Genomic DNA, 13,560 nt, shown 5'->3' on the forward strand with positions numbered 1-13,560 from the left:
TCCCTCGCCTCAATACGCGTCGGCGTTGTCGATGTTGAAATTGTAGAGCGTGCGGGCCGAGCCGTAGCGCTTGAACTCACCGGGACTGACATCGGTGACGCCGGCCTTTTCGAGGAGTTCGGCAAGCTTTTCGAGATGTTCCGGACGCATCTCCTTTTCGATGCAATCAGCACCCAGGCTTTTCACCGAACCGCGCACAAAAAGCTTCGCCTCATAAAGGGAATCGCCCAGCGCATCGCCCGCATCACCGCAGACGACGAGATGGCCGGACTGGCCCATGAAAGCGGACATGTGGCCGATATTGCCCTTCACGACGATATCGATGCCCTTCATGGAAATGCCGCAGCGGGAGGCGGCATTGCCCCTGATGACCAGAAGCCCGCCGCGACCGGTGGCGCCGGCATATTGCGAAGCGTCGCCCTCGATGACGACGGTGCCGGACATCATGTTTTCCGCAACGCCCGGCCCGACCGAACCGTGCACGGTGACGGTGCCGCCATCATTCATGCCCGCACAATAATAACCGACGGAGCCGCGTACCTCGACGATCACAGGGCTGTCGATGCCGACAGCCACGGCATGATGGCCGCGCGGATTGACCACTTCGAATTCGGTGTCGTTGGCTCCAGAGGAAAGGCCGTGGAGAGCACTGTTGAGTTCACGCAATGGCGTGTGGGAGAGATCGAAAACTGGCATGGATTATGACTTTCAAAACAGGCGCCGATGACGGGTCTCAGGCAGCCTTTTCATGGTCCCAGAAATAGACGGTCGCCGGTTCCGGCTCCCAGACGCGGGCATTTTCGATGCCGGGCAGATTGACCAGCGCGCGATATTCCGAGCCGAAAGCGACATATTGGTCGGTCTCAGCCATGACAGCGGGCTTGCAGGCGATGGGATCACGCACCACGCCAAAGCCGGATTTGGTACCAACGACGAAGGTGAAGAAGCCGTCGAGATCATCGAGCGCACCCTCGAGCGCCTCGCCTAAATCCTTGCCCTTGGCCATCTCAGCCGTGAGATAGGCGGCGGCGACTTCCGAGTCGTTCTGGGTCTCGAACGTCATGCCCTCGCGCACCAGTTCGCGGCGCAGATTATTGTGGTTGGAAAGCGAGCCATTATGCACGAGGCACTGGTCGGCACCGGTGGAAAAGGGATGCGCGCCCAGCGTCGTAACCGCCGATTCCGTTGCCATACGAGTGTGGCCGATGCCATGGCTGCCGGCCATGGAGCGCACGTCGAAACGGGCGACAACGTCTTTCGGCAGGCCGGTTTCCTTGTAGATTTCCACGCTGTCGCCGGAGCCCATGACCCGGACATCAGGACGGATGGCGGCAAGAACCGCACGAATGCTGCCCAGCTTTTCGGACGGAATATCCAGAACAGCGTGGGTGCTTTTCACCGTGACCACGGCGTTAACGCCATTTTCCTTCAGCACTTCAGCGAGGCCGGAGAAATCGGCGATGGGATCAGCCGACTGGATCGTCACTTTCGCGCGGCCATTGGCAGCGCTGCCATAGATCGCAATCCCAGCCGAATCCGGGCCGCGATCGGTCATGGTGACGAGCATGTCCGAGAGCAGCTGACCCAGCTGCGGCTCAAGGCTTTTGTCTTTCAGGAATAGTCCAACAATGCCGCACATCGACAGGCACCTCCATTCGTTTCTGAATGAAGGGCTAACATATGGAATTCCAATTCGTCAACTATCAGGAATATTTTTTTCTTCTAAGGCAAATAACTCGTTATGGATCATAGCGAGGTATGTCCATGAAAGCCGTGGGGTTTTCGTGGAAAAGAGAGACGATTTTTTCCAATGTACTCCGCTGAACAAAATCGTTCACCGATGCGGGTTCAACATTTGGATACCAAGTCCCACGAAGCCCAGCACCATTTAAATCCTCTTCCCTCGAAGCTAAAAAGGCAGCAGCTAGGCCTAAATTCTTTGAACTTCGAGCAGACTTCATTTTTCCCATGGCACGCTCCATGAGGTCAATTGGCATCCAGTCCACATTCATTTCGGGCAGCATTCTGCAATTGCCAAACTCATCCAAAATTTCAGCGATACCCATCGGTCGCCAAGCATGCTCAGGGCTTTCATCCGAGACAATTAGGTGCGCTACTGCAACGTAGGGAAATCCCATCTTTAGTAGGCCATCGGCTTGCGTCATGCCCATAGAATTTGGAGATCTGCCTTGATTGAAGAAAGAAGCCCTAACTACTTTCACTTCAATAGCCAATATTTGGTCCAAAATCAGGGCATTATCTTGATACGGAATAACAAGTATATCTATGTCACCAGGCTTACTTATACCCAAATTCAATTCATCTGTGGGCACAACCAATGACACAAACACACCACTTACCTCACCCATACTGCGAAAATATTGGGGACAAAGACCGCTATAAACTAACCCAAAGAGATAACGGTTTGTGACGAGAGAAACTGTGAGAAGTAACTCATGCCTTTCTTTGACGTAGGAATGAGGGAGGACATATGCCAATTCGCCCGAGCGAAGGTATTTGGGTCTCCTAATGATTTTTCGAAGCACATAACCTCCTAGACTTCTCAAAGGATTACTGGTCCCCCGCACCTCTCTGCGGATAGGAAATGATCGACAGATAACGGGCGGGAAGCTTCACCAACTCCTCTGGCCCGTGCGGCGCATCGGCGTCGAAAAACAGGCTGTCGCCTGCCTGCATGGTGAAAAGCTGTTCGCCGTGGCGATAGACCACCTCGCCTTCCAGCATGTAAAGAAACTCCATTCCCTCATGTTGAAAGGTCGGAAACACATCCGAATCCTTGGTGAGCGTGATGAGATAGGGCTCGACGGTGACGCCGCTGGTATTGTTGTCGATATGGCCGAGCAGGCTGTATTGGTGGCCGGCCCGGGTGCCCCTGCGTTCGATATTCACCCCTTGCCCCGCTTTGACGAAGGTGGCACTGCGCGGCTCCTCAAAACCGCGAAAGAACGCAGTGATCGGCACGCCCAGCGCCTTTGAAAGCGTCTGCAGCGTGGTGAGCGACGGCGAGATATTACCGTTCTCGATCTTGGAAAGCATGCCCACGGAAACACCGGTGGCGGACGCAAGATCAGTGACGGTGATACCAAGTTTCTTGCGATAGGCGCGCACTTCATGACCGATTGCCATTTCCAGATTGTTGACCCTCGGCTCGCGAACGGCATGCGGGTCCTGGGACAGGAACTGCGCCTGCTCGGTCTTGGTGGTATCCTTGGCCATCGGTTCCTCCGGCATTTTCGTGTTTTCCCTTCTTTACAGGAAAACTATTTTAATTCAGGGGAAATCTTTGTCGCATCGCATTCGGTGTTTGACCGAAGCGGGCCTTGAAGCAACCCGAAAAATGGCCTGCACTGGAAAAGCCCGTGGCGAAGGCCACTTCCGCGATGGAGAGCGGGCTTTGCTCCAGCAATCGCCGGGCGTGGTCAAGGCGAATGGCGCGGTAGGTCTCCAGAAATGTCGACTTCAGATGGCTCGCAAAAAGCCGGTCGAGATGCCGCGCGCTGGTTCCGGCCAACTTTGCCATCGTCTGCCGGTCAAGCGGGCTTTCGATGGTCGTTTCCATTTTTTCCAGCACGGTCAGCAAGGCCGGATGGTGGGTGCCATGACGTTCCGCCGAGGAGCCACGCTGCGGCGCGCCGGGTTCGGCGACCGCCGTGTGCAGATACCAGTCGCTGACACGCCTTGCAAAATGGGCACCCATTCTCTGCGAAATCATCGCATGCATCATGTCGAGGGGTGCCACACCGCCGGCACAGGTAATGCGGTCCCCATCGATGACGAAGCGGGCCTGTCTGGGCGTGAGATGGGCAAAGGCTTCCCGGAGTACCGGCGCGTGCTCCCAGTGGATCGTAAAATCGCGATTATCCAGCAGGCCCGCCGCCGCCAGCAGGTAAGCACCGCTGGAAATGCCACCAATCCTGACGCCCTGGCGCGCCAGCCGCCGCAGCATGCCAAAAGAACCTTCCCCCACCGCCCAGTCCTGCGGCCCACCGCCGGCACAGACGAAGATCGTATGGCATCGCTCGCCCACCAAGGCGAGTGACTGGCAATCGACGAGGATTCCCGACGAGCTTCTGACGGATTCACCGCCGAAGGACAAAGGCACGACCTCATAAAGATCGGTCCCGGCAATGAGATTGGCAGCCCGCAGCGGCTCCGCCGCCGAGGCGTAGGACATCAGCGCAAAATTCGGGACGAGGACAAAACCGATATGCTGGGTATTTTTTTGCTCGATGACGGTCATGTCTCGTTTCTAATTCATAATGTCCCTTTTCTGCAATCGCCTTTCGAACCGTGTCGGTAAGCTTGCTTGATATCGTTCGAGGTACGCCAGATGCGCTATTCCGCCTTTTCCATTTTCATGAACGGCCTTCTTGGCAATAAATCGTGGAAGCCCGCATGGCGGGATGTGTCACCGAAACCGCATTATGACGTCATCATCGTTGGCGGCGGCGGGCACGGGCTGGCGACCGCCTATTACCTTGCCAAGGAATTCGGCATCACCAATGTCGCGGTGCTGGAGAAAAACTATATCGGCTCCGGCAATGTCGGCCGCAACACCACGATCATCCGCTCCAATTACCTGCTGCCGGGCAACAACCCATTCTACGAGCTTTCAATGAAGCTGTGGGAAGGGCTGGAGCAGGATTTCAATTTCAACGCCATGGTTTCCCAGCGCGGCGTGCTGAACCTTTTCCATTCGGATGCACAGCGCGATGCCTATACAAGGCGCGGCAATGCCATGCGGCTGCACGGCGTCGATGCCGAACTTCTGGACCGCGCCTCTGTCAAGGCAATGCTGCCGTTTCTCGATTTCGACAATGCCCGCTTTCCGGTTCAGGGCGGCCTGCTGCAAAAGCGCGGTGGCACGGTGCGGCATGATGCTGTTGCCTGGGGTTATGCCCGTGGTGCAGATAGCCGGGGCGTCGATATCATTCAGGGCTGCGAGGTGACGGGTATTCGTCGCGAAAACGGCATGGTCGTGGGTGTGGAGACCAGCCGCGGCTTCATCGGTTGTGGCAAGCTGGCGCTGGCGGCAGCGGGCAATTCCTCGCAGGTGGCCGCCATGGCCGGCCTGAAATTGCCGATCGAAAGCCATGTGCTGCAGGCTTTTGTGTCGGAAGGGCTGAAGCCCTTTATCGATGGCGTCGTCACCTTCGGGGCGGGCCATTTTTACGTTTCGCAATCGGACAAGGGCGGCCTCGTCTTCGGCGGCGATATAGACGGTTACAACTCCTATGCCCAGCGCGGCAATCTGGCGACGGTCGAACATGTCGCCGAAGCCGGCAAGGCGATGATACCGGCGCTTTCCCGCGTCAGGGTCCTGCGCTCTTGGGGCGGCATCATGGATATGTCGATGGATGGCTCACCGATCATCGACCAAACCCCGATCGACAATCTCTATCTCAATGCCGGCTGGTGTTACGGCGGCTTCAAGGCGACGCCCGCTTCCGGGTTCTGCTTTGCCCATCTTCTGGCACGCGGCACGCCGCAGGAAACGGCGACGGCCTTCCGGCTGGACCGCTTCCGGCGCGGTTATCTCATCGATGAAAAAGGTCAGGGCGCACAGCCCAACCTTCATTAAATCCATAGCGGGATTTCAGGCGAAAACCGGTCACACTTTTCGCCATCCCGCTATCTGGCGTAGCAAGGACATCTGAAATGGCAAGTCTCGTGCCCTGCCCGCATTGCGGGCCAAGACCCAGGCAAGAATTCACTATCAAGGGCGCTGCCCTTCAGCGACCGGCGGCGGATGCCGGTGCTGAGGAATGGTTCGATTATGTCTATCTGCGTGACAATCCGCGGGGCGCCTATGAGGAATATTGGCACCACACCTCCGGCTGCCGCCGCTGGTTGATCGTCGCCCGCGACACCGTCACCCATGAGATATCCGCCTGCCGAGATGCCGCCGGAGAGAAGGAAGTGACAAGCGCATGACATCCAGCCGCCTGAAGACCGGCGGTCTGATTGACCGCACCCAGCCGCTTTCCTTCACCTTCGACGGCAAGGTGATGCAGGGTTTTGCAGGCGACAGTCTCGCCTCCGCCCTGCTCGCCAATGGCCAGCAGCTCGTCGGACGCAGTTTCAAATATCACCGCCCGCGCGGCCTATTGACGGCGGGTGCCGCCGAGCCGAACGCCCTGATGACGATCGGCAGCGGCGGGCGCACGGAGCCGAACACGCGCGCCACCATGCAGGAGCTTTATGCCGGGCTGGAAGCGAAAAGCCAGAACCGCTGGCCCTCTCTCGATTTCGATATCGGCGCATTGACCGGCCTTCTTTCGCCCTTCCTCGGCGCGGGTTTCTATTACAAGACCTTCATGTGGCCTGCCGCCTTCTGGGAAAAAATCTACGAGCCCTTCATCCGCAAAGCGGCCGGTCTCGGCAAGGCGAGCTATGCGGCAGACCCGGACGCCTATGACAAATGCTGGGCGCATTGCGACCTGCTGGTGATTGGCTCCGGCGCGGCAGGACTTGCCGCAGCCCTTGCCGCTGGGCGCGCCGGCGCGCGCGTCATCATCATCGATGAACATTCCATGGCAGGCGGCGGGCTCCTTTCCGAAACCGCGACCATCGGCGGCAAGAGCGCTGCGGATTTCGCGGCGCACTGCGTCGCCGAACTCGAAACCCTGCCGAATGTGACGATGCTGACGCGGACCACGGCCTTCGGCTGGTACGATGGCAATGTCTTTGGCGCGCTGGAGCGTGTGCAAAAACATGTGGCCAACCCGGAAGCCCACGTGCCGGTGGAGCGCCTGTGGCGCATCGTCGCCAAGCAAGCGCTGCTCGCCACGGGTGCGGAAGAGCGGCCACTGGTTTTCGGCGGTAATGATATTCCCGGCGTGATGATGGCCAGCGTCATGCGCAGCTATCTCAACCGTTATGCCATCAGTCCCGGCACGGCGACGGCGATTTTCACCACCAATGACAGTGGTTATGCCCTTGCCCGCGACCTGGAAGCACAGGGCGTCACTCTTGCCGCCATCATCGACAGCCGCGACCAGGGTAATCCGGGCTACGAAGGCAAGGCGCGTGTCATCAAGGGTGGCGTCGTCTCGAATGCAAAGGGCGGCAAGGCACTTTCCGCCATAGAAATTTATGCCAATGGCCGCACGGAAAGCATGAATATCGATGCGCTCGCCATGTCGGGCGGTTTCAGCCCCATCATCCATCTCGCCTGCCATCGCGGTGGAAAACCGGTCTGGTCGGAAGACAATGTTGCCTTCCTTGCCCCGGCCAATCTCAAGGGGCTCGAACTTGCCGGTGCGGTATCGGCGACAAATGGCATCGCCGCCTGCCTTGAAGACGGCGCGCGAAAGGGTGCCGCGCTTGCGCAGGATCTCGGTTTTGCAGCGACCACACCGACATTCGGCGTTGTGGAAAACGATATCGTCGCCCCGCCCGCAAAGCCGCTCTGGTCGATCCCCGGCATCAGGGCCAAAGCCTTTGTCGATTACCAGAATGATGTTCATCGCAAGGATCTCGGTCTCGCCGTCACCGAAGGTTACGGCCATGTGGAACTGGCCAAGCGTTATACGACGAACGGCATGGCGACCGATCAGGGCAAGCTTTCCAACGTTAACGCCATCGGGCTGCTTTCCGAGGCGCGCGGCGTTTCCCCGGCCGATGTCGGCACCACCACCTTCCGGCCTTTTTATACGCCCGTCTCCTTTGGCGCGCTCACCGGTGCTTATCACGGCCAGCATTTCCAGCCGGTGCGCAAATCGCCGCTGCATGGCTGGGCCGAGAAAAATGGAGCGATCTTCGTTGAAACCGGTCTATGGTATCGCTCCTCCTGGTTTCCCCGCAAAGGTGAAGACAGCTGGCGGGAAAGTGTTGACCGCGAGGTTCTGAATGTTCGCAAGAGTGCCGGCCTCTGCGATGTCTCGATGCTCGGCAAGATCGAGATTTGCGGCAAGGACGCCGCCGAATTCCTCAACCGGGTCTATTGCAATACCTTTCTCAAGCTGCCGGTCGGCAAGGCGCGATATGGCCTGATGCTGCGTGAGGATGGCATGATCTATGATGACGGCACCACCAGCCGGCTGGAGGAGAATCGTTTCTTCATGACGACCACCACGGCCTATGCGGCGGGTGTCATGAACCATCTGGAATTCTGCGCCCAGGCACTCTGGCCGGATCTCGACGTGCGGCTTGCCTCCGTCACCGATCAATGGGCGCAGATGGCGATTGCCGGACCGAAGGCGCGCACAATTCTGCAAAGAATCGTCGATGAGGATATTTCCGACGAGGCTTTCCCGTTTCTTGCGGCCAAAGACGTCTCGCTGTTTGGCGGGGAACTGCACGGACGCCTGTTCAGGATTTCCTTCTCCGGCGAACTGGCCTACGAGCTTGCCGTTCCGGCCGGTTACGGTGAAAGCGTTGCCGATGCGCTGATGGAAGCAGGAAAGCCGGAGAGCATCATGCCTTATGGTGTCGAGGCGCTTGGCGTGCTGCGCATCGAAAAGGGCCATGTCACCCATAATGAAATAAACGGCACGGTGGTGCCCGCCGATCTCGGCTTCGGCAAAATGGTCTCCGCCACCAAGGCCGATTTCATCGGCCGGCGAATGCTGGAGCGCGAGGGGCTTTCCGCTGCCGACCGTCCGAGCCTTGTCGGCGTCGTGCCGCTGGATAAAAACCAGTCATTCCGCACCGGTTCGCATATTCTCGAAAGGGATGCGGCGGCAACGCTGGAAAACGATCAGGGTTATGTGACCTCAAGCGCGTTTTCACCGCATCTCGGTTCCACCATCGGCCTCGCCCTCGTCAAGAATGGCCCCGCGCGGCATGGCGAGGAAGTCATGGTCTGGAACGGTCTGCGCAATGAATTCACCGCCGCCCGCCTGTGCCATCCGGTTTTCTTCGACCCTGAGAACGAGAAGCTCCATGTCTGATTTCAAGCCCGATTTCAAATCTGGTTTCCGGCCGACGCTCCGCCCGGTGCTGGGCAAAAAGAGAGCGATCGCTTCCACCGCCATCAAGCTCTCTCCCCTGCCGGAAGGCGCGATCATCCATGTGCTGGCCGCGCCCGGCGCAGCGGATATGGAAGTCCGCCTGCGCAGCCTCGCAAAAGGCGATGTGCGGGCGGTCTCTCCCGGCCAATGGTTCATCGTCGGCGAAGAGCCGCTGTCCCACGCGGAGATGAAGGCGTTTCTTGCGGCGCTTGAGCCACAGGCAACGGGTATAGACCAGAGCCAGGGACGTGTACGCATCCGCATCGAAGGCAGAATGGCCGAGCGGGTGCTGGCAAAAGGAACGGCGGTCGATCTTTCCATCGCGGCTTTTCCGGTGGGACGCTCCGCGACGACGCTGATCGGCCATATCGCCGCGCATCTCACCCGGCTCGACGGGCAGGTGTTCGAAGTCATCGTTTTACGCGGTTTTGCCGAAAGCCTGTGGGACGATCTTGCCAGGATGAGCCTTGAATTCCAGTGATCCTATCGGCCTAGGTCCAGATGCTTTCGGGCGTCAGGATTTCAAAGGGAACGATCCGCTGTTCGACGGAGGATGTGTCGCCATTCTCGACGCGCCGTAACATCACGTCGATCAATTGCTGCGGCATCCTGTCGAGGGGAAGTGGCAGAGAGGCGGTAATCAGCCCCTCATTCAGACCCTTGCGCGTTTCCGGGCCGATATCGTTGCAGACGATCTTTATGCCGCGCTGCTTTTCCGTGGGCAGTTCCCGAAGTGCCCGCAAAACGCCGGATATGCCACCACCATTGACATAAATCCCCTTGAGGCCAGGTTCGGAAGCGATCATGTCGCGGATGATGACATAGGCATTTTCGGGCTCTTCGAAGGTCAGCAGTGTTTCCGCCACCTGCAATTCAGGTGTGTTCTCGCGGATATAAGAGCGGAAGCTGGCATCCGAAACATCCTGACATTGATAGCGGTTGCTGCCGATCAGCGGCACGACCACCCCCTCGCCCTTTACCGTCTGGCTGAGGAACCATGCCGCAGTCCGACCGCGTTTCCAGCTGTCGGTTCCGACGAAACCCGCGCGGCTCGCCGCCGACAGATCGGACACGTAGGTTACCACGGGAACGCCCCTGCCCCGCAGCTCGTCGATCGCCTGGCTGACGAGCGGATGATCGGCCGTCACCACCGCGATCGCGCTGCAGGATTGCCCCATCTTCAGGAGATTGGCGGAAACGGCCTCCGGAGAGAGGTCGTCCTCGAACACGACATCCGGCTCGATGACGCTGTCCGGCCTCTGGCGTGCGGCGGTAACGATCCCCTCCGCCCACAACCGGTAGAGCGGACGATGGGATTGCTGCAGCAGGAACCCGAGCCTGTAATGGGGCATGGCCTCACGACGCCGGTCCTTGATGGTGCCGAGACCATAAAAACCGATCTCTTCCGCAGCCTTGAGAATCTGGTCGATCGTATCCTGACGCACAGCGGTCGAACCGTGCAGCAACCGGTTGACCGTGGAGATGCTGACACCGGCTGCCTTGGCGAGATCGGTAATGGTCGGGCGGTTCATGACACCTCACAATCGTATCATTCATGAATGACATGGAATGATACGAAATGCAACATTAAATGAAATATAAATTCCATTATCGTGAAAATGAAAGATATAAATCATCCTGTCATTTTGGCCCATCGGGAGAATGGGCAGGGAGGAAACAATGGCATATTTCAGGAAATTTCTCATCGCGGGTGCTGCATCGCTGGTGATGGCATCCGGCGCGTTTGCGGCCAATATTGCCGTTGTCGGAGGCAAGAATGACGATGCGTTCTGGAACCTCATCAAAAAGGGTCTGGATGACGCACGCCTCGTGGTCGAGGCAAATGGCGGCAAGGTCAATTATCTCCGCCTGCAAACCTACGACAATTTTGCGCCCGACGTGGTGCAGCTGATCCAGACCGCCATCAGCCAGAAGGTCGATGGTCTCGTGATCCCGAACTGGGTACCGGAAGGCGAAGACCCGGCGATACGCGAAGCCATCAAGGCCGGCATCAAGGTCATTCTCATGAATGCCGGGGGCCATGAAAAGGCGAAAGAACTCGGTGCGATCAATTATGTCGGCTCCGACGAATATCTGGCGGGTGTGGCCGGCGGCGAATATTTCGCCAAACAGGGCAAAAACAACGTCATCTGTGTCAACACCGTTCCGGGCGCCGCCAATCTCGAAGCTCGATGCAAGGGTGTCCTGGACGGCATCACCAAGGCCGGCGGCACCGGCAAGCAGCTGCCGCTGCCCGCCACCAGCTTCGGCGACGCCACCGCCGTGGCCGAAGCCATCAAGGCGACGCTGCTTCAGGACGGCAAGATCGATGGTGTTCTCACCATTTCTGCCGGTGATGCGGATTCGGCGGCCATCGGCGTCATGCAGGCCGGCAAAACCGGAACCGCTCTGCTCGGCACCTTCGACCTCAACCAGTCCGGCCTCGACCGCATCAAGGACGGGACACAGGGTTTTGCAATCGACCAGCAGCCCTATCTGCAGTCGCTGCTGGCGGTGACGCTGCTTGCCTCGGCCATCGATTTCGGAACCGATCTGCCGACCGCACCGGTGCTGACCGGCCCCAACATCGTCGACAAATCCAACATCGAGGCCACGCTTGCCGGCGTCGCCAAGGGTGCGCGCTGAGCAATGATCCATGCGCTGTCCCGATCCCGATAGCCGGGCTCGGGACAAAGCGGACAGGACATCGCCGCAAAACCCGGAATCTATCGTGGAGTAACGACGTGAAAAATCTCTCTTTGGGCGACCTTTTGCGCCGCCCGGAATCAGGCGCCTTTCTCGGCCTTGTTTTCGTTCTTGTCTTCTTCGTTGTCTTCGGCAGCATCGAATTCCTGAAACCGGCGGGTGCCGCAAGCTGGCTGAATGTCGCCGCCAATCTCGGCATCGTCGCCATTCCCGTCGGCCTTCTCATGATTTCCGGCGAGCTGGACATTTCCATCGGCGCGATGATCCCGGCCGGCGCGCTGACGGTCGCCATCATCACCGGTTATTACGGCATGCCGATCTGGCTCGGCATCATCGGCGCGCTTGGCCTTGGGGTGCTCGTCGGGCTGATTAACGGCTTTCTGGTGATACGGACCGTGGTGCCGTCATTGATCGTCACGCTCGGCACGCTGTTTGCGGTGCAGGGACTGATCCTCGGCTTTTCCGTGCTTCTGACCGGCACGACCAGCGTGGCGCTGAGCCCTGCCCAATCCGGCCCGATCGCCAAATTCCTGTTCGGACAGTTCATCGGCGGCAGTTTTCAGGTCAGCATCGTCTGGTGGCTCTTGCTGACGGCGATCTATATCTTCTACGTCCATTATTCGCCCTTCGGAAACTGGATCTTCGCCATGGGCGGCGACCGCGTGAGCGCCCGCAACGCCGGCATTCCCACCGACAAGCTGACGGTGACACTTTTCGTCCTTTCCTCCGTCAGCGCCTCCTTCGTCGGTGTCTGTCAGGCAATCCTGTTCAACGTCGCCCAGGTTTCGGCCGGCATGACCTTCATCTTCAACTCCATCATCGCGGTCGTCGTGGGCGGGGTACTGCTGACCGGCGGTTTCGGTTCGGTGATCGGCATTTTTCTCGGCACCATCACTTTCGCCATCGTCAACCAGGGCATCTATTTCACCGCGTTTGACCGCAACTGGTCGAGCCTCATCATCGGCGTCATGCTGCTGCTCGCGGTGCTGATGAACAACACCTTCCGCGTCATGGCGCTCACCTATTCGCCGAAGAAGAAGTGAGGCTGGACGATGACCACACCCATTCTCGAACTCAGAAACGTCAACAAATCCTTCGGTCCCATCGATGTTCTGCACGATATCTCGCTGAAGGTGCGCGCCGGCGAGGTGCTCTGCCTGCTGGGCGACAATGGCGCGGGAAAATCCACGCTGATCAAGACACTGGCCGGGGTTTATCAGCCCAGTTCCGGTGAGTTGCTGATGGATGGCAAGCCGGTCGATTTCGACGGGCCGCGCGATGCGCAGCGCATGGGCATTTCCACCGTGCACCAGTTCGGCGGAACCTTTCCGCTGATGAGCATCGGCCGCTCCTTCTTCATCGGTGCAGAACCGACCAAAGGTTTCTGGCCTTTCCGCATCTACGACCGCAAGAAGGCAAACGAAATCGCCGTCAAGGCAGTGCAGGAATTCGGCATCACCCGCATCGATGACGGCGACCGCCTGATCGGCGGGCTCTCCGGCGGCGAGCGACAGTCGCTCGCCATCGCCCGCGCGGTGCATTTTGGCGCACGCGTTCTGATCCTCGACGAGCCGACGGCGGCGCTGGGCGTGAAACAGGCGTCCCATGTCCTGCGCATCGTCCTTGAAGCGCGCAAGCGGGGGATCGCGGTGATCTTCATCACCCATCAGGTCACCCACGCCATCGCCGTCGGCGACCATTTCGCCGTGCTCATCCGTGGCGCGGTCGCCGCCAATTTCCGCAAGGGCGAAAAATCCCGCGAGGAGATCACCGACCTGATGGCCGGCGGTGAGGCGCTCGCCGATCTCGGGGCTGAGGTGGAAAATTACATGGCCAGCCATGACGGCCATCCGCCGCAGCCGCCATCCAGTTAGAGCAT

Annotated in this window: 13 protein-coding genes; 7 read left to right on the plus strand and 6 right to left on the minus strand. The window is 58.9% G+C overall.

Annotation, left to right across the window (positions count from 1 at the left end; all coding sequences use genetic code 11):
• Positions 1 to 9: 9 nt before the first annotated feature.
• From N434_RS12790 to N434_RS12810, 5 genes are all read right to left on the minus strand, one after another.
• Positions 10 to 696, minus strand: a complete 687-nt coding sequence (locus tag N434_RS12790; RefSeq protein WP_110758165.1) for a GXGXG domain-containing protein — start codon at positions 694 to 696, stop codon at positions 10 to 12.
• 37 nt (positions 697 to 733) lie between these two features.
• Positions 734 to 1,639, minus strand: coding sequence for a class II glutamine amidotransferase (locus tag N434_RS12795; protein ID WP_110758167.1), 906 nt, complete (start codon positions 1,637 to 1,639; stop codon positions 734 to 736).
• A 100-nt stretch (positions 1,640 to 1,739) separates the two neighbouring features.
• Positions 1,740 to 2,546 carry a hypothetical protein gene (locus N434_RS12800; protein WP_146227649.1) on the minus strand — a complete coding sequence of 269 codons (807 nt, stop codon included), beginning with the start codon at positions 2,544 to 2,546 and terminating at the stop codon, positions 1,740 to 1,742.
• Between the two features lie 25 nt (positions 2,547 to 2,571).
• Positions 2,572 to 3,252, minus strand: a complete 681-nt coding sequence (locus N434_RS12805) for a helix-turn-helix domain-containing protein (protein WP_181423960.1) — start codon at positions 3,250 to 3,252, stop codon at positions 2,572 to 2,574.
• Positions 3,253 to 3,286: 34 nt separating this feature from the next.
• Positions 3,287 to 4,261 carry a GlxA family transcriptional regulator gene (locus N434_RS12810; RefSeq protein ID WP_110758170.1) on the minus strand — a complete coding sequence of 325 codons (975 nt, stop codon included), beginning with the start codon at positions 4,259 to 4,261 and terminating at the stop codon, positions 3,287 to 3,289.
• A gap of 90 nt (positions 4,262 to 4,351) precedes the next feature.
• Between N434_RS12810 and N434_RS12815 the strand changes: the two genes are divergently transcribed.
• From N434_RS12815 to soxG, 4 genes are all read left to right on the plus strand, one after another.
• On the plus strand, positions 4,352 to 5,602 hold the full coding sequence (locus tag N434_RS12815; RefSeq protein WP_110758172.1) for a sarcosine oxidase subunit beta family protein: 1,251 nt from the start codon (positions 4,352 to 4,354) through the stop codon (positions 5,600 to 5,602).
• 77 nt (positions 5,603 to 5,679) lie between these two features.
• Entirely contained in the window at positions 5,680 to 5,955 is a 276-nt protein-coding gene (locus N434_RS12820) for a sarcosine oxidase subunit delta family protein (protein WP_065117318.1), read from the plus strand.
• Positions 5,952 to 8,915 (plus strand): sarcosine oxidase subunit alpha, encoded by a 2,964-nt coding sequence (locus N434_RS12825; protein WP_110758174.1) that lies wholly within the window; start codon positions 5,952 to 5,954, stop codon positions 8,913 to 8,915. Before N434_RS12820 ends, N434_RS12825 begins: the two co-directional genes overlap by 4 nt.
• Entirely contained in the window at positions 8,908 to 9,456 is a 549-nt protein-coding gene (gene soxG, locus N434_RS12830) for a sarcosine oxidase subunit gamma family protein (protein ID WP_110758176.1), read from the plus strand. Before N434_RS12825 ends, soxG begins: the two co-directional genes overlap by 8 nt.
• Before the next feature lie 10 nt (positions 9,457 to 9,466).
• Here soxG and N434_RS12835 read toward each other — a convergent pair whose 3' ends face one another.
• A complete protein-coding gene (locus N434_RS12835) occupies positions 9,467 to 10,507 on the minus strand; it encodes a LacI family DNA-binding transcriptional regulator (RefSeq protein WP_110758178.1) in 1,041 nt (346 codons plus the stop codon).
• A 148-nt stretch (positions 10,508 to 10,655) separates the two neighbouring features.
• On the opposite strand from N434_RS12835, the gene N434_RS12840 reads away from it, so the two are divergent.
• The 3 genes from N434_RS12840 to N434_RS12850 all read left to right on the plus strand — a co-directional run bounded on the left by N434_RS12840 (position 10,656) and on the right by N434_RS12850 (position 13,555).
• On the plus strand, positions 10,656 to 11,621 hold the full coding sequence (locus N434_RS12840; RefSeq protein WP_110758358.1) for a substrate-binding domain-containing protein: 966 nt from the start codon (positions 10,656 to 10,658) through the stop codon (positions 11,619 to 11,621).
• Positions 11,622 to 11,719: 98 nt separating this feature from the next.
• Positions 11,720 to 12,724 carry an ABC transporter permease gene (locus N434_RS12845; protein WP_181423961.1) on the plus strand — a complete coding sequence of 335 codons (1,005 nt, stop codon included), beginning with the start codon at positions 11,720 to 11,722 and terminating at the stop codon, positions 12,722 to 12,724.
• 9 nt (positions 12,725 to 12,733) lie between these two features.
• Positions 12,734 to 13,555 (plus strand): ATP-binding cassette domain-containing protein, encoded by an 822-nt coding sequence (locus tag N434_RS12850; RefSeq protein ID WP_065117312.1) that lies wholly within the window; start codon positions 12,734 to 12,736, stop codon positions 13,553 to 13,555.
• The last annotated feature ends 5 nt before the right edge of the window (positions 13,556 to 13,560 follow it).

This window comes from Rhizobium sp. UGM030330-04 (genome assembly GCF_003208455.1).
GTDB classification, from domain to species: Bacteria; Pseudomonadota; Alphaproteobacteria; order Rhizobiales; family Rhizobiaceae; genus Agrobacterium; species Agrobacterium rhizogenes_A.